This window comes from Streptomyces sp. NPDC030991 (assembly GCF_055571235.1).
In genome coordinates this window covers 110,331-126,466 of record NZ_JBVIFR010000011.1, presented here as the reverse complement: position 1 = coordinate 126,466, position 16,136 = coordinate 110,331, and the positions used below count along the sequence as shown (strand labels likewise).

14 protein-coding genes are annotated in these 16,136 nt (G+C 71.5%); 13 read left to right on the top strand and 1 reads right to left on the bottom strand.

What is annotated here, in order from left to right; translation table 11 throughout:
• Positions 1-115 precede the first annotated feature (115 nt).
• The 3 genes from ACZ45E_RS21515 (at position 116) to rpsD (ending at position 3,171) form a co-directional block, all read left to right on the top strand.
• On the top strand, positions 116-775 hold the full coding sequence (locus tag ACZ45E_RS21515) for a vitamin K epoxide reductase family protein (protein ID WP_468222757.1): 660 nt from the start codon (positions 116-118) through the stop codon (positions 773-775).
• 45 nt (positions 776-820) lie between these two features.
• Positions 821-2,179, top strand: coding sequence for a replication-associated recombination protein A (locus ACZ45E_RS21510; protein WP_468222755.1), 1,359 nt, complete (start codon positions 821-823; stop codon positions 2,177-2,179).
• A gap of 377 nt (positions 2,180-2,556) precedes the next feature.
• A complete protein-coding gene (gene rpsD / locus ACZ45E_RS21505) occupies positions 2,557-3,171 on the top strand; it encodes a 30S ribosomal protein S4 (RefSeq protein ID WP_356495324.1) in 615 nt (204 codons plus the stop codon).
• Between the two features lie 29 nt (positions 3,172-3,200).
• On the opposite strand, the gene ACZ45E_RS21500 is transcribed toward rpsD, so the two are convergent.
• Positions 3,201-5,408: an ATP-binding protein gene (locus ACZ45E_RS21500; RefSeq protein WP_468222753.1), complete on the bottom strand. Its 2,208-nt coding sequence runs from the start codon at positions 5,406-5,408 to the stop codon at positions 3,201-3,203.
• 209 nt (positions 5,409-5,617) lie between these two features.
• On the opposite strand from ACZ45E_RS21500, the gene ACZ45E_RS21495 reads away from it, so the two are divergent.
• From ACZ45E_RS21495 to ACZ45E_RS21450, 10 genes are all read left to right on the top strand, one after another.
• Entirely contained in the window at positions 5,618-6,064 is a 447-nt protein-coding gene (locus ACZ45E_RS21495; protein WP_468222752.1) for a DUF948 domain-containing protein, read from the top strand.
• A gap of 7 nt (positions 6,065-6,071) precedes the next feature.
• Positions 6,072-6,398, top strand: a complete 327-nt coding sequence (locus ACZ45E_RS21490; RefSeq protein WP_468222751.1) for a DUF6167 family protein — start codon at positions 6,072-6,074, stop codon at positions 6,396-6,398.
• Positions 6,398-9,070 carry an alanine--tRNA ligase gene (alaS, locus tag ACZ45E_RS21485; RefSeq protein ID WP_468222749.1) on the top strand — a complete coding sequence of 891 codons (2,673 nt, stop codon included), beginning with the start codon at positions 6,398-6,400 and terminating at the stop codon, positions 9,068-9,070. Before ACZ45E_RS21490 ends, alaS begins: the two co-directional genes overlap by 1 nt.
• Positions 9,070-9,534, top strand: a complete 465-nt coding sequence (gene ruvX / locus ACZ45E_RS21480) for a Holliday junction resolvase RuvX (RefSeq protein WP_468222748.1) — start codon at positions 9,070-9,072, stop codon at positions 9,532-9,534. The genes alaS and ruvX overlap by 1 nt, the downstream gene beginning before the upstream one ends.
• Positions 9,535-9,667: 133 nt before the next feature.
• Positions 9,668-11,374, top strand: a complete 1,707-nt coding sequence (gene mltG / locus ACZ45E_RS21475; protein WP_468222746.1) for an endolytic transglycosylase MltG — start codon at positions 9,668-9,670, stop codon at positions 11,372-11,374.
• Positions 11,374-12,195, top strand: coding sequence for a shikimate dehydrogenase (locus ACZ45E_RS21470; protein ID WP_468222744.1), 822 nt, complete (start codon positions 11,374-11,376; stop codon positions 12,193-12,195). The genes mltG and ACZ45E_RS21470 overlap by 1 nt, the downstream gene beginning before the upstream one ends.
• A gap of 145 nt (positions 12,196-12,340) precedes the next feature.
• Complete coding sequence (aroC, locus tag ACZ45E_RS21465) at positions 12,341-13,525, top strand: chorismate synthase (protein WP_468222743.1); 1,185 nt, start codon at positions 12,341-12,343, stop codon at positions 13,523-13,525.
• Between the two features lie 29 nt (positions 13,526-13,554).
• Positions 13,555-14,037 (top strand): shikimate kinase, encoded by a 483-nt coding sequence (locus ACZ45E_RS21460; protein ID WP_468223091.1) that lies wholly within the window; start codon positions 13,555-13,557, stop codon positions 14,035-14,037.
• Positions 14,034-15,143, top strand: coding sequence for a 3-dehydroquinate synthase (gene aroB, locus ACZ45E_RS21455; protein ID WP_468222741.1), 1,110 nt, complete (start codon positions 14,034-14,036; stop codon positions 15,141-15,143). Before ACZ45E_RS21460 ends, aroB begins: the two co-directional genes overlap by 4 nt.
• A 134-nt stretch (positions 15,144-15,277) precedes the next feature.
• Positions 15,278-16,117: a Pro-rich N-terminal domain-containing protein gene (locus ACZ45E_RS21450; protein ID WP_468222739.1), complete on the top strand. Its 840-nt coding sequence runs from the start codon at positions 15,278-15,280 to the stop codon at positions 16,115-16,117.
• Positions 16,118-16,136 lie beyond the last annotated feature (19 nt).

Here is a 16,136-nt window from a genome sequence, read left to right as displayed (position 1 = left end):
CGGGGTCCGGGCGCGCCCCGGGCCCCGCTTATGCGGATCGAACGGTGAAGAGCGGGGCCCGTACGGCACAATGACCCTGCCCGCAGGCCCCACCCCTCACCTACGGATCGGCGTGATGAGCAAGACGAGCAGGACGAGCCAGTCTCCGTCAGCAAGCGACAGCGTCTCTCACGACAGCGGCGCCGGGGACGCCCCGCGTTCCGTCGGTGCCAGTCGCGCGTTCGCCCTGCTCCTGGTGATCACCGGGGCGGCGGGCGTGCTCGCCGCATGGGTCATCACGCTCGACAAGTTCAAGCTCCTCGAGGACCCGAACTTCACGCCGGGCTGCTCCATCAACCCGGTCATCTCCTGCGGCAGCATCATGAAGAGCGACCAGGCGTCGGTTTTCGGCTTCCCGAACCCGATGCTCGGACTCGCGGCGTACGCCATCGTGATCTGCGTCGGCATGAGCCTGCTCGCGAGGGCGAGCTTCCCGCGCTGGTACTGGCTCGTCTTCAACGCGGGCTGCCTCTTCGGCGTCGGCTTCGTGACCTGGCTCCAGTTCCAGTCCCTGTACCGGATCAACGCGCTGTGCCTGTGGTGCTCGCTGGCGTGGGTCGCCACCATCCTGATGTTCTGGTACGTCACGTCGTTCAACATTCGCAACGACTTCCTGCCCGCGCCGCGCTGGCTCAAGACGTTCTTCGCGGACTTCACCTGGGCGCTGCCCGTCGTGCACATCGGCATCATCGCCGTGCTGATCCTCACGCGCTGGGGCGACAAGCTCTGGGCCTGACCGCCGCCCAAGGCGTTGTCACTGCCGTGACATAGGGTTTTCCTCGTGGAGCCCGACCTGTTCACCGCCGCAGCCGAAGACCGCCAGGAGAAGGACCCGTCCGCGAGCCCCCTGGCCGTACGGATGCGCCCGCGCACCCTCGACGAAGTCGTCGGGCAGCAGCACCTGCTCAAGCAGGGCTCACCGCTGCGCCGCCTGGTCGGCGAGGGCGGCAGCGGCCCGGCCGGGGTGTCGTCGGTGATCCTGTGGGGCCCGCCCGGCACCGGCAAGACGACGTTGGCGTACGTCGTCTCGAAGGCCACGAACAAGCGGTTCGTGGAGCTGTCCGCGATCACCTCGGGCGTCAAGGAGGTCCGCGCCGTCATCGAGGGCGCCCGGCGCGCGATGGGCGGCCACGGCAAGGAGACCGTCCTCTTCCTCGACGAGATCCACCGCTTCAGCAAGGCCCAGCAGGACTCGCTGCTGCCCGCCGTGGAGAACCGCTGGGTGACGCTGATCGCGGCGACCACGGAGAACCCCTACTTCTCGGTGATCTCCCCGCTGCTCTCCCGCTCCCTCCTGCTGACCCTCGAACCGCTCACCGACGACGACCTGCGGAGCCTGCTGGCCCGCGCGCTCACCGAGGAGCGGGGCCTGGCCTCCGCCCTGACGCTCGACGCGGACGCCGAGGAGCACCTGCTGCGGGTCGCGGGCGGCGACGCGCGCCGCGCGCTGACCGCCCTGGAAGCGGCGGCGGGCGCGGCCCTCGACAAGGGCGAGGAGTCCGTCACCCTCGAAAGCGTCGAGGAGACGGTCGACCGCGCGGCGGTGAAGTACGACCGCGACGGCGACCAGCACTACGACGTGGCGAGCGCCCTGATCAAGTCGATCCGCGGCTCCGACGTGGACGCGGCCCTGCACTATCTGGCCCGCATGATCGAGGCCGGTGAGGACCCGCGTTTCATCGCCCGCCGTCTCATGATCTCGGCCAGCGAGGACATCGGGCTCGCCGATCCGACGGCGCTGCCCCTCGCGGTCGCCGCGGCCCAGGCCGTCGCGATGATCGGCTTCCCCGAGGCCGCCCTCACCCTGAGCCACACCACGATCGCCCTCGCCCTCGCCCCGAAGTCGAACGCGGCGACGACGGCCATCGGCGCCGCCATGGAGGACGTACGCAAGGGGCTCGCAGGACCGGTCCCGCCGCACCTGCGGGACGGCCACTACAAGGGCGCCGCCAAGCTCGGCCACGCGCAGGGCTATGTGTACCCGCACGACGTGCCCGGCGGCATCGCGGCGCAGCAGTACGCGCCGGACGCCATCGCCGGGCGCCGCTACTACGAGCCGACGCGGTACGGTGCGGAGGCGCGGTACGCGGATGTGGTGGAGCGGGTCAGGGAGCGGCTGCGCGGCGAATCGGGCGGATGATCCGCGTGATCCGGTGCCCGGCGATCCGCCCCCGGTCCATCCGGTAGACTTCTGCGAAGTGCTGCGTCCCGCGCCCGGTGTCCCGAAAGGGAGACCGGCACCACCAGAGCGGGACATCCAGCCGGATCCCCCACACCGTCAGGCAAGGGGATCCAGGAGCGTCGCGCACCGTCGAAGGTGTCGCGGGCAGCCCACCACCCTCCCGTACTGCGGGGACCGGTCGGTGGGCCACTCGCGTGCTGCACGTATGTGCCCAGCCCCGGGAGCGGCTGCCTTGCCCGTCCTTGTGACGCGCAGGGTTTCCCGAGCTGCGGATGCGACCTCCCCAAACCCTGGTGAAGCCGTATTCGCATCGAAAAACATGAGGTGTTTGGTTCATGACGAACCAGTCCCGCCCCAAGGTCAAGAAGTCGCGTGCCCTCGGTATCGCGCTGACCCCGAAGGCCGTCAAGTACTTCGAGGCCCGCCCCTACCCGCCGGGCGAGCACGGCCGTGGCCGCAAGCAGAACTCGGACTACAAGGTCCGTCTGCTGGAGAAGCAGCGTCTGCGCGCGCAGTACGACATCAGCGAGAAGCAGATGGCCCGCGCCTACGACCGCGCCAAGAAGGCCGAAGGCAAGACCGGCGAGGCCCTGGTCATCGAGCTGGAGCGTCGTCTCGACGCCCTGCTGCTGCGTTCGGGCATCGCCCGCACGATCTACCAGGCCCGTCAGATGGTCGTCCACGGCCACATCGAGGTCAACGGTGGCAAGGTCGACAAGCCGTCGTTCCGCGTCCGTCCCGACGACGTCGTGATGGTCCGCGAGCGCAGCCGCGAGAAGCCGCTGTTCCAGGTCGCGCGTGAGGGTGGCTTCGCCCCCGACGGCGAGACCCCGCGTTACCTCCAGGTCAACCTGAAGGCCCTGGCCTTCCGTCTGGACCGTGACCCGAACCGCAAGGAGATCCCCGTGATCTGCGACGAGCAGCTCGTCGTCGAGTACTACGCCCGCTGACCACCAGCGGACGTAGCTCACCCTGCGTTTCAGCCCGTCGTCTCCCCGCCGTTCGCGGTGGGGGAGGCGGCGGGTTCACGCGTTCCGGGGGCGCTCGCCCGGCCGGGACGCGCCATCGCCGCCACTCGCCGGTGCTCGCCCCGGCCGAGCGCCCGGGCCACCGCCTCGTCGTGCCCCAGCCGCTCGCCCGCCCGCGCCAGTTCGTCGAAGCGGACATCGCCGAGGTCCGCGCGGGCCCGCGTCTCGCAGAGCTGGTGCGGCTCGTTGTAATGGCCCGAGCCGAACAGCGGCAGCCCGACCGACGGCCAGATCCCGCCCGCCGCGCCCTGCAGCACCGCGGCCTCCGCGGCGTCCCCCTCGGTCAGCGTGATCAGGGCGAGCAGCTCCATCGACAGCACCGTGCCGAGCAGATCGTGGAACTCGTGGTCGATGGCCAGGCACTCCTCCAGGAGCGCACGGGCCCGGGCCAGATCGCCGCCGTGCCAGGCCGCGTACGCCAGGACATAGAGCGCGTACGCCATGGTCCAGCGCTCCCCGTGGTCCGCACAGACCTGCCGCACGTCCTCGCACAGCGCCACGGCCTGCTCCAGATCTCCCTGGAACGCCACCGCCATCGCCAGCTCGACCTGTCCCATCAGCACGTTGCTGTTGAGCTCGCCGATCTCGCGGTAACCGGCCAGCGCCGACCGCAGCAGCCGCTCGGCGCGCGGCATGTCGTCCGTCACGAGGGCCAGGCAGCCGGTGCGGTGCACCGCGTACGCGAGCGCCGTCGCGTCACCGCCGCGCTCCGCCTCGTCATGGCACTCCTGGAGCGCCGCCAGGGCGGCCACGGTGTCGCCCTGCAGGATCGCCACGTACCCGAGCACCCACAGCGCCTTGAGGCGGGAGGAGCCGTACACCAGGGCGCCGTCCCCGTCGGCGGGGTCGTCCGGTTCGACGCTGCGCTCCAGCCAGTGCCGCCCCTCCGTGAGCCGCCCGCAGCCGGCCCAGTAGAACCACAGGGTTCCCGCCAGATACTGGCCCAGATGCGTCTCGCCCGGCTCGGTGAGGCAGAACTCGAGAGCCGTCCGCAGGTTCGGCAGCTCCGCGTCGATCCGCGCCGCCACCTCGCCCTGCCGCGGCGAGAACCAGTCCAGCTCGCACCAGGTCGCCAGGCCCATGTACCAGTCCCGGTGCCGACGCCGCATCCGGCAGCCGTCGCCGATCTGCTCCAGCCACTCGGCGCCGTACGCCCGCACCGTGTCCAGCATCCGGTAGCGCACCCCGGCCGCCGACTCCTCGCGGATCACCACGGACTGCGCGAGCAACTCGTGCAGCACGTCCAGGACCGCGTCCCCGGGCAGTCCCTCGCCGCCGCAGATGTACTCGGCCGCCTCCAGGTCGAACTGGCCGGAGAAGACGGAGAGCCGCGCCCACAGCAGCCGCTCCTGCGCGGTGCACAGCTCGTGGCTCCAGCCGATCGCCGTACGCAGCGTCTGGTGGCGCGGCAGCGCGTCCCGGCCGCCGCCCGTCAGCAGCCGGAACCGATCGTCCAGGCGCTCCATCAGCTGGGTCGGCGACAGGGCCCGCAGCCGCCCCGCCGCCAGCTCCACCGCCAGCGGCAGACAGTCCAGGCGCCGGCACACCTCGCGCACGTCCGACAGGTGGCCGTCGTCCAGGGCGAAGCCGGGCAGCAGCGCCGCCGGGTCGGTGAAGAGCTCCACCGCGTCCTGCGCCGTCAGCGGCGCCAGCGGGAACAGGTGCTCGCCCTCCAGCGCCAGTGGCCTGCGGCCGACCGCGAGGACCCGCAGCCCCGGCGCGGCCCGCAACAGGTCCCGTACGAGGGAGGCGCACGCGTCCACCAGATGTTCGAACCCGTCGACGACGAGCAGGAGCCGCCGCTCGGCGAGGTGGTCGACCAGAACCTGGCGCGGCGGCCGGGTGGTGTGGTCGGTCAGGCCGAGCGCCTCCAGGACCGTGTACTCGACGAGCTCCGGCCGGCGCACCGCGGCCAGCTCCACCCGCCACACACCGTCCCGGCGCACCCGCTCCGGCGTGCGGGCGGCGACGTGCGCCGCGAACCGGGACTTGCCGACACCACCGGCGCCGGTGACCGTCACCAGACGCGCGGTCCTCAGCGTCCTGTGCAGCGCGCCGAGTTCGGCCCCACGACCGACGAAACGGTTCATCTCATGGGGCAGGTTGCCGGGGCGCGGGGGCCCGGCCGAAGGGCCGGCGGGGCGCGGAATGCGTCGCATGAAGCACGGAGCGTACCCATCCGTACTCACTCCGTACAATCGCTCCGGCCGGACCGGCCCCGCGCGGAACCGGAATACGGTACGGAGAGCGCGGCGGGTCGCGATAGGCTCGGGGGACGACTTTTCGATGCTCAGCGGTGTCCGGCCGGCCGGATCGGCGACATCGGCGGAGCGGCAACAGACGGTGACGAGCTAGGGAGCGGTGCCAAGTGTCCGGTGGAGAGGTGGCCGGGATCCTGGTGGCTGTCTTCTGGGCGATCCTGGTCTCCTTCCTCGCGGTGGCGCTCGCGAGGCTGGCCCAGACGCTCAGGGCGACCACGAAGCTGGTCGCGGACGTGACCGAGCAGGCCGTCCCGCTGCTCGCCGACGCCTCCACCGCGGTGCGCTCCGCCCAGACCCAGATCGACCGGGTCGACGCCATCGCCTCGGACGTCCAGGAAGTCACGTCGAACGCGTCGGCGCTCTCCTCCACCGTGGCCTCCACCTTCGGGGGCCCGCTGGTCAAGGTGGCCGCGTTCGGTTACGGGGTGCGCCGGGCCATCGGCGGCCGCACCAAGGACGCGCCCGTCAAGCAGACCCGTCGCACCGTGATCGTGGGACGCCCGGTCGCGAAGGCGCGCCGGGCCGAGCGGGCCAACCGGAATAAGAAGGACTGACCCAGCGATGTTCCGCCGTACCTTCTGGTTCACCGCGGGCGCCGCCGCCGGCGTGTGGGCCACCACCAAGGTCAACCGCAAGATCAGGCAGCTGACGCCCGAGAGCCTCGCCGCGCAGGCCGCCAACAAGGCGGTCGAGGCGGGTCACAGGCTCAAGGACTTCGCTCTCGACGTCCGCGACAACATGGCCGACCGCGAGGCCCAGCTCGGCGACGCCCTGGGCCTCAGCGGCCCGGCCGATCCCGAACCGCCCGCGCGCCGCTTCGCGATCGTCGAGAACCACACCACGACATCCCCCAAGTACATCGAGAACAATCGGAATGAGGACCACTGATGGAGTCGGCTGAAATCCGTCGCCGCTGGCTGAGCTTCTTCGAGGAGCGTGGCCACAAGGTCGTGCCCTCGGCGTCGCTCATCGCGGACGACCCGACTCTGCTGCTCGTGCCGGCGGGCATGGTCCCCTTCAAGCCGTACTTCCTGGGCGAGGTCAAGCCGCCCGCCCCGCGCGCCACCAGCGTGCAGAAGTGCGTGCGGACGCCGGACATCGAAGAGGTCGGCAAGACGACCCGCCACGGCACGTTCTTCCAGATGTGCGGCAACTTCTCGTTCGGTGACTACTTCAAGGAAGGCGCCATCACCTACGCCTGGGAGCTGCTCACCACGCCCCAGGACAAGGGTGGTTACGGTCTGGAGCCGGAGAAGCTCTGGATCACCGTCTACCTCGACGACGACGAGGCCGAGCGGATCTGGCACGAGGTCGTCGGCGTGCCCAAGGAGCGCATCCAGCGCCTGGGCAAGAAGGACAACTTCTGGTCCATGGGCGTCCCCGGACCCTGCGGCCCCTGCTCCGAGATCAACTACGACCGCGGCCCCGAGTTCGGTGAAGAGGGCGGCCCGATCGTCAACGACGAGCGGTACGTGGAGATCTGGAACCTGGTCTTCATGCAGTACGAGCGCGGCCAGGGCATCGGCAAGGAGGACTTCGAGATCCTCGGTGACCTGCCGTCGCAGAACATCGACACGGGTCTGGGCCTCGAGCGTCTCGCCATGATCCTCCAGGGCGTACAGAACATGTACGAGACGGACACCCTGCGCGTCGTCATGGACAAGGCCACCGAGCTGACAGGCGTCCGCTACGGCGGCAAGCACGAGACGGACGTCTCGCTGCGCGTCGTCGCCGACCACATCCGCACCTCCGCCATGCTCATCGGCGACGGCGTGACCCCCGGCAACGAGGGCCGCGGTTACGTGCTGCGCCGCATCATGCGCCGCGCCATCCGCAACATGCGCATCCTCGGCGCCACCGGCCCGGTCGTGAACGACCTGATCGGCGTCGTCATCGACACGATGGGGCTGCAGTACCCGGAGCTGGTCACCGACCGCAAGCGCATCGAGACCGTCGCCCTCGCCGAGGAGGCCGCGTTCCTCAAGGCCCTCAAGGGCGGCACGAACATCCTCGACAGCGCGGTCTCCGAGACCAAGGCCGCGGGGAAGACGGTCCTCGCCGGTGACCAGGCGTTCCTGCTCCACGACACCTGGGGCTTCCCGATCGACCTCACCCTGGAGATGGCCGCCGAGCAGGGCCTCTCGGTGGACGAGGACGGCTTCCGGCGCCTGATGAAGGAGCAGCGGGAGCGCGCCAAGGCGGACGCCCAGGCCAAGAAGACCGGCCACGCCGACATGGGCGCCTACCGTGAGATCGCGGACGCCGCCGGCGCCACGGACTTCATCGGCTACTCCTCGACCGTCGGCGAGTCCACCGTCGTCGGCCTGCTGGTGAACGGCGTCTCGTCGCCCGCCGCCACCGAGGGCGACGAGGTCGAGGTCGTCCTCGACCGCACCCCCTTCTACGCCGAGGGCGGCGGCCAGATCGGCGACACCGGCCGCATCAAGCTGGACAGCGGCGCGGTCATCGAGATCCGCGACTGCCAGAAGCCGGTCCCCGGCGTCTACGTCCACAAGGGCGTCGTCCAGGTCGGCGAGGTGACCGTCGGCGCCCCGGCCCAGGCCGTCATCGACGTGAACCGCCGCCGCGCCATCGCCCGCGCCCACTCCGCGACGCACCTCACCCACCAGGCGCTGCGCGACGCGCTCGGCCCGACGGCCGCCCAGGCCGGTTCGGAGAACCAGCCGGGCCGCTTCCGCTTCGACTTCGGTTCGCCGTCCGCCGTGCCCACGGCCGTGATGACGGACGTCGAGCAGAAGATCAACGAGGTGCTGGCCCGCGAGCTCGACGTGCAGGCCGAGGTCATGTCGATCGACGACGCCAAGAAGCAGGGCGCCATCGCCGAGTTCGGCGAGAAGTACGGCGAGCGCGTGCGCGTCGTCACCATCGGCGACTTCTCCAAGGAGCTGTGCGGCGGCACCCACGTGCACAACACGGCTCAGCTCGGCCTGGTGAAGCTGCTCGGCGAATCGTCGATCGGCTCCGGTGTGCGCCGGATCGAGGCCCTGGTCGGCGTCGACGCGTACAACTTCCTCGCCAAGGAGCACACGGTCGTCGCCCAGCTCCAGGAGCTGGTCAAGGGCCGCGCCGACGAGCTGCCCGAGAAGATCTCCTCGATGCTCGGCAAGCTCAAGGACGCCGAGAAGGAGATCGAGAAGTTCCGCGCGGAGAAGGTCCTCCAGGCCGCCGGCGGGCTCGTCGACTCCGCCAAGGACGTCCGCGGCGTCGCCCTCGTCACCGGCCAGGTGCCGGACGGCACGTCCGCCGACGACCTGCGCAAGCTGGTCCTCGACGTCCGTGGCCGCATCCAGGGCGGCCGCCCCGCGGTCGTCGCCCTCTTCACCACGGCGGGCGGCAAGCCGCTCACGGTCATCGCCACGAACGACGCGGCGCGCGACCGCGGCCTCAAGGCCGGTGACCTGGTGCGCACCGCCGCCAAGACGCTCGGCGGCGGTGGCGGCGGCAAGCCGGACGTCGCCCAGGGCGGCGGCCAGAACCCGGCCGCCATCGGCGACGCCATCGACGCCGTCGAGCGCCTCGTCGGGGAGACGGCCAACTGATGCGCAGAGGCCGCCGGCTTGCGATCGACGTCGGGGACGCCCGGATCGGGGTCGCGTCCTGCGACCCCGACGGGATCCTCGCGACTCCTGTCGAGACGGTGCCGGGACGCGATGTCCCGGCCGCCCACCGGCGGCTGCGCCAGCTCGTCGAGGAGTACGAGCCGATCGAGGTCGTCGTCGGCCTCCCTCGCTCCCTCAAGGGGGGCGAGGGCCCGGCGGCCGTCAAGGTCCGCGGTTTCACGGCGGAGCTGGCGCGCGGCATCGCCCCCGTCCCGGTGCGACTGCTGGACGAGAGGATGACCACAGTGACGGCCAGTCAGGGCCTGCGCGCCTCGGGCGTCAAGTCCAAAAAGGGCCGCTCTGTCATCGACCAGGCGGCCGCCGTCATCATCCTCCAGCAGGCCCTGGAGTCCGAACGGGCGTCAGGAACTGCGCCGGGCGAGGGCGTCGAAGTGGTTGTCTGATCGCGATACGGTAACGTTCCGCGCGACCGGCGGTGTTCGAACAGCCGCCGCACAGCATCAAGAGGCGGAACGGTTGCCCTCCTGACCGATCCGGACATGGGCTCCTCCCCGCCTCGCGGCTTGTAGGGGATCGATGACTGAGTATGGCCGGGGCCAAGGCTCCGAACCGTGGCACCCCGAGGACCCGTTGTACGGGGACCAGGGGTGGGGGCAGCAGGCCGGAGCCGGCCAGCCTGCCTACGGCGGCCAGGGGCAGTACGACCCGCAGCAGCCGCAGCAGCAGGCGTACGAAGGTGACTGGGGGACGGGACACCAATCCGGGTACGGCCAGGGCCCGGCGTACGGGCAGGACCCGAACTATGGGCACCAGGACCCGAACTACGGACAGCAGGACCCGAACTACGGGCAGGACCCCGGATACGGTCAGCAGGCGTACGGCGGTCAGCAGGGGCAGGGCGGCTGGGACGCCACCGGCGCGCACGGCCAGGTCCCGTACGGCTCCGACCCCATGGACCCCTACGACACGGGCCGGCCCGCCGCGTACGGCGGCGAACAGCCGGACTACTACAACACCCCCGGCGCCTACCCGCCGCCCGAGCCGCCGGGCCGGCGCCGCGCGCCCGAACCGGAACCCGAACCGGAGTGGGACGCGGGCCCCGACCAGGGTGAGCACGCGTTCTTCAGCGATGAGGGCGACGAGGACGACGACGAGCGGGAGAGCCGCAGCAGCCGGCGCGGACGCGGCGGCAAGAAACCGAAGAAGCGGCGCAGCGGCTGTGCCTGCCTGGTCCTGACCGTGGTCTTCGCGGCCGGGGTCGGCGGCGTCGGTTACTTCGGCTACCAGTTCTACCAGGACCGGTTCGGCTCGGCGCCCGACTACGAGGGCGAGGGGAACGGCGAGACGGTCACCGTCGTCATCCCCAAGGGCGCGCTGGGCACGGTCATCGGCCAGGAGCTGAAGAAGGCCGGTGTGGTGCAGAGCGTCGACGCGTTCGTCGCCGCGCAGGCGGCGGACGCCCAGGGCAAGACGATCCAGGCCGGCGCCTACCTGATGCAGAAGAAGATGTCGGCGGCGAGCGCCGTCGATCTGATGCTCAGCCCCAAGAGCCAGGCCAACCTGACGATCCCCGAGGGCACGCGCAACGCCACGGTCTACGCGAAGATCGACGAGCAGCTCAAGGTGGCCAAGGGCACGACGGCCGCGGTCGCGAAGAAGGAGTACAAGAGCCTCGGCCTGCCCGCCTGGGCGACGAACCACCCCGGCGTGAAGGACCCGCTCGAAGGCTTCCTCTACCCCTCGCGCTACGCGGCCGCCCAGGGCATGAAGCCCGAGGACGTCCTGAAGGACATGATCTCCCGGGCCAACGACAAGTACGCCGAGCTCGGCCTGGAGAAGCGGGCCGACAGCCTCGGCCTCGACGGTCCGTGGCAACTGCTCACCGTGGCCAGCCTCGCGCAGGCCGAGGGCACCAGCCACGACGATTACCGCAAGATGGCCGAAGTCGTCTACAACCGCCTCAAGCCGGGCAACGCGCAGACCAACGGCATGCTCGAGTTCGACTCCACGTACAACTACGTGAAGAACCAGAGCAAGATCGACCTCACCCTCGGTGAGCTGCGCAAGTACGACAACCGCTACAACACGTACTTCTACAAGGGCCTGCCGCCCGGACCGATCGGGAACCCCGGGGAGGAAGCGCTCAAGGGCGCTCTCGACCCGACCCGGGACGGTTGGTACTACTTCATCTCGATGGACGGCAAGACCAGCAAGTTCACCAAGACCAACGCGGACCACCAGAAGCTGGTCGACCAGTGGAACGCGTCGAGGAACAACGACTGATGTCAGCAGAGCGCAGGGCGGCCGTACTCGGCTCGCCCATCGCCCACTCCCTCTCCCCGCAGCTGCACAACGCGGCCTACGCGGCGCTGGGTCTGGACAACTGGACGTACGACCGTTTCGACGTCGACGAGGCAGCCCTGGACGGTTTCCTCGCGGCGCTGGGGCCGCAGTGGGCCGGACTGTCGCTGACCATGCCCCTCAAACGGGCCGTCATCCCTCTGCTCGACGCGGTCACCGACACCGCGGCGTCCGTGGAGGCGGTGAACACCGTGGTGTTCCACCCCGACGGGCGGCGGACCGGCGACAACACCGACATCCCGGGGCTCGTGGCCGCGCTCCACGAGCGCGGCGTCGACAAGGTCGAATCGGCCGCGATCCTCGGCGCGGGCGCCACCGCCTCCTCGGCGCTCGCCGCGCTCTCCCGTATCTGCTCCGGTGAGGTCGTCGCCTACGTACGCAGCGCCCGGCGGGCCGCGGAGATGCGCGGCTGGGGCGAGCGGCTCGGGGTCGCGGTGCGCACCGCCGACTGGGCGGACGCGGCGCGGGCCTTCGAGGCGCCGCTGGTGATCTCCACGACACCCAAGGGCGGCACGGACCACCTGACGGACGAGGTGCCCGAACGGGTGGGGACCTTGTTCGACGTGGTGTACGAGCCCTGGCCGACGGCGCTCGCCGCGGCCTGGCAGCAGCGGGGAGGCCCGGTGCTGAGCGGCCTTGACCTGCTCGTGCACCAGGCCGTCGCCCAGTTCGAACAGTTCACCGGCGAGACGCGGCCGGTGCTCGCCACCATGCGCGAGGCGGGGCTGCGCGCGCTCGGCTGATCCCTGGACGCCTCGTCCGGAGGGCGGACAGGGCGACAGCCCAGCTGCGGGGCATGGGAGGATCGGGGAGACACGGTGGGCGGGCCGCGCACCCGATGCCCGCCCGTCGAGCCGTAACGCAGAGCGCGAGCATGAGGGAGCACCGTTGAGCAGGTTGCGCTGGCTGACCGCGGGGGAGTCGCACGGACCCGCACTTGTCGCGACGCTGGAGGGGCTTCCCGCCGGCGTTCCGATCACCACGGAGATGGTGGCGGACCACCTGGCCAGGCGGCGTCTTGGATATGGGCGCGGCGCGCGGATGAAGTTCGAGCGCGACGAGATCACCTTCCTGGGCGGCGTCCGGCACGGGCTGAGCCTCGGCTCGCCGGTCGCGGTGATGGTGGGCAACACCGAGTGGCCGAAGTGGGAGCAGGTCATGGCCGCCGACCCGGTCGACCCCGAGATCCTCGCGGGCCTTGCGCGCAACGCGCCGCTGACCCGCCCCCGGCCCGGCCACGCGGACCTCGCCGGCATGCAGAAGTACGGCTTCGACGAGGCGCGGCCGATCCTGGAGCGGGCCTCGGCGCGGGAGACCGCCGCCCGCGTCGCGCTCGGCGCGATCGCCCGGTCGTACCTGAAGGAGACCGCCGGGATCGAGATCGTCAGCCACGTCGTCGAGCTGTGCTCGGTGAAGGCCCCGCAGGGTGTGTACCCGACGCCGGCCGACGTGGCGAAGCTGGACGCCGACCCGCTGCGCTGCCTCGACGCCGACGCGTCGAAGGCGATGGTCGCGGAGGTCGACCAGGCCCACAAGGACGGTGACACCCTCGGCGGCGTCGTCGAGGTGCTGGCCTACGGCGTGCCCGTGGGCCTCGGCTCGCACGTGCACTGGGACCGCAAGCTGGACGCCCGCCTGGCCGGTGCCCTCATGGGTATCCAGGCCATCAAGGGCGTCGAGATCGGGGACGGCTTCGACCTGGCGCGCGTGCCCGGCTCGCAGGCGCACGACGAGATCGTGCGGACTCCGGAGGGCATCCGCCGGGTCTCCGGCCGGGCGGGCGGCACCGAGGGCGGTCTGACCACCGGTGAGCTGCTGCGGGTCCGTGCCGCGATGAAGCCGATCGCGACCGTGCCCCGCGCCCTGAAGACCGTGGACGTCGCCACCGGCGAGGCCACGCAGGCCCACCACCAGCGCTCCGACGTCTCCGCGGTCCCGGCCGCCGGGATCGTCGCCGAGGCCATGGTCGCCCTGGTCCTCGCGGACGCGGTGGCGGAGAAGTTCGGCGGTGACAGCGTGCCCGAGACGCGGCGCAACGTGACCTCGTACCTCGACCACCTCCAGATCCGGTGAGCGGGCCGGACGTCGTTCTCGTCGGCCCGATGGGCGTGGGCAAGTCGACGGTGGGCGGCATGCTCGCCGAGCGCCTCGGCTCCGTCTTCCGCGACACCGACGACGACATCGTGGCCGCGCAGGGCCGCACCATCGCGGAGATCTTCGTCGACGAGGGCGAGGCCCGGTTCCGGGCCCTGGAGAAGGCCGCCGTCGCGGCGGCGCTCGCCGGGCACGACGGGGTCCTCGCCCTGGGCGGCGGCGCGATCCTCGACGCCGACACTCGGGCGCTGCTCGCCGGCCACCGTGTCGTCTACCTCTCGATGGACGTCGACGAGGCGGCCAAGCGGACCGGCCTGAACGTGGCCCGGCCGCTGCTCGCCGTCAACCCCCGCAAGCAGTGGCGGGAGCTGATGGAGGCGCGGCGGCATCTGTACACCGAGGCGGCCACGGTGGTCGTGGCCACCGACGGCCGTAGTCCCGACGAGGTGGCCCAGGCCGTCCTCGACGCACTGGAGTTGAAGCAGGCATGAGCGAGCAGTCCGAAGCCGCCGAACAGATCACCCGGATCCAGGTCGGCGGCACGGCCGGCACCGACCCGTACGAGGTGCTGGTCGGGCGCCAACTCCTGGGCGAGCTGGGCTCGTTGATCGGGGACCGGGTCAAGCGGGTCGCCATCGTGCACCCCGAGGCGCTGGCCGAGACCGGGGACGCGCTCCGCGCCGACCTGGCCGAGCAGGGCTTCGAGGTCGTCGCCATCCAGGTGCCCAACGCGGAGGAGGCGAAGACCGCCGAGGTCGCCGCCTACTGCTGGAAGGCGCTCGGGCAGTCCAACTTCACCCGCTCCGACGTCGTCGTCGGCGTCGGCGGCGGCGCCACCACGGACCTCGCCGGGTTCGTCGCGGCGACCTGGCTGCGCGGAGTGCGCTGGATCGCCGTCCCGACGACCGTGCTCGGCATGGTCGATGCCGCGGTCGGCGGCAAGACCGGCATCAACACGGCCGAGGGCAAGAACCTGGTGGGCGCCTTCCACCCGCCGGTCGGCGTGCTCTGCGACCTGGCCGCGCTCGACTCCCTCCCGGTCCACGACTACGTCTCCGGCCTCGCCGAGATCATCAAGGCCGGGTTCATCGCCGACCCGCGGATCCTGGAGCTCATCGAGGAGGACCCGCAGGCCGCGCGGACCCCGGCAGGACCGCACGCCGCCGAGCTGATCGAGCGGTCCATCAAGGTCAAGGCCGAGGTGGTCTCCGGCGACCTCAAGGAGTCGGGGCTGCGCGAGATCCTCAACTACGGGCACACCCTCGCGCACGCCATCGAGAAGAACGAGCGGTACAAGTGGCGCCACGGCGCGGCCGTCGCGGTCGGCATGCACTTCGCCGCGGAGCTCGGCCGTCTCGCCGGGCGGCTGGACGACGCGACCGCCGACCGGCACCGCACCGTCCTGGAATCCGTCGGTCTCCCGCTGAGCTACCGCTACGACCAGTGGCCCAAGCTCCTGGAGACCATGAAGGTCGACAAGAAGTCCCGCGGCGACCTGCTGCGCTTCATCGTCCTCGACGGCCTCGGCAAGCCCACCGTCCTGGAGGGCCCCGACCCCGCCGTCCTCCTCGCCGCCTATGGCGAAGTGGCCGAATAGCGCCGCTCGTTCGGACAAGGGCACTTTGTGACCTCCCCGGCCGTTCACACAACGGCGGCCGGGGGCGGTACCGTTCGGTAGCGCCCTGATCGCCGGCGCCCTTTTGACGGTTGTACGAGACGGAGTGGCACCGGATGCAGCACGCAGTGGGGTCTCCGCTGCCACCGCCCCATCGGCCGGGGCAGGGACCGGCCGGCCCCTGGCCCGTGGCGCCCCAGGCGCAGCAGCACCCCGGAGCGCCCGGCTTCACCGGCGCCCCGCACCCTCCGCACCTCCCGCCGCACGCGCAGACGCCCCAGGCCCCGCACCCGCCGGCCCCGCCGCAGCGCGACACCACCGGGCACGTCCAGCTCCCGCCCGGCGCACCCGTCGCCGTGCCGAGCCCGCCGCCCGCGCAGGCCCCCGCCGATCCGGCCGCGACCATCCTCGCCGTGCTGCTCATCGGCCCCGCCGGCGCGGGCAAGACCAGCGTCGCCAAGCACTGGGCGGAGCGCCGGCGCGTCCCGACGGCCCACATCAGCCTCGACGACGTCCGCGAATGGGTGCGCTCCGGCTTCGCCGACCCGCAGACCGGGTGGAACGACAACAGCGAGGCGCAGTACCGCCTCGCCCGCCGCACCTGCGGCTTCGCCGCCCGCAACTTCCTGGCGAACGGGATCTCCTGCATCCTCGACGACGCCGTCTTCCCCGACCGGCCGGTCGTCGGCCTCGGCGGCTGGAAGCGGCACGTCGGCCCCGGTCTGCTGCCCGTCGTCCTGCTGCCGGGCCTGGAGATCGTCCTGGAGCGCAACGCGCAGCGCAGCGGGAACCGCCGCCTCAGCGACGAGGAAGTGGCCCGCATCCACGGCCGCATGGCGGGCTGGTACGGCTCGGGCCTGCCGATCATCGACAACTCGCAGCTCGACGTGGCCGCCACCGCGCAGGTCCTCGACGAGGTGCTCGCCCGCGCGATCGCGAGCCCGCCGCAGTGGTGACCGCCCCCCGGGCGGCGGA